Source organism: Microvirga sp. HBU67558 (genome assembly GCF_018069605.1).
Classification (GTDB): domain Bacteria; phylum Pseudomonadota; class Alphaproteobacteria; order Rhizobiales; family Beijerinckiaceae; genus Microvirga; species Microvirga terrae.
Genome location: NZ_JAGPUP010000192.1, coordinates 1 through 445, shown reverse-complemented (window position 1 = coordinate 445; position 445 = coordinate 1). Strand labels below are relative to the sequence as shown.

At 61.3% G+C, this 445-nt stretch carries 1 pseudogene; it reads right to left on the bottom strand.

The annotated features are described in order from the left end of the window. Positions 1-445, bottom strand: a pseudogene (locus tag KBI52_RS00785) (class I poly(R)-hydroxyalkanoic acid synthase); the annotation flags it as partial.

Genomic DNA, 445 nt, shown 5'->3' with positions numbered 1-445 from the left:
GCCCCGGAAAACACCGAGTGCGGTGGTGCAATATGGTCCTCGCGGGCGGCCAAGTGGAAGACCGGGATCGCGATGCGGGAGAGATCGAGCTGGGTGCCGCTGAACTCCATTCGGCCCTCCGCCAGATCGTTCTGCAGATAGCAGCGCCGCAGATAGAAGCTGTGGTTGGCGGCCGGCATTCGGGTCGCGTCAGAGTTCCAGTATAGCAGGTCGAAGGGCAGCGGCTCCTGCCCCTTCTGGTAGACGTTGACGATGTAGGGCCAGATCAGATCATTCGAGCGCAACAGGTTGAAGATTGTGGCCATCTTGCTGCTGTCGAGATAGCCGCGCTGGGCCATATCGCGCTCGATCGCCCGGATCTGCTCCTCGTCCGAGAAGACCTTCAGATCGCCGGCCTGTTTGAAGTCCACCTGCGTGGTGAAGAACGTCGCGCTCTTGATCCGGG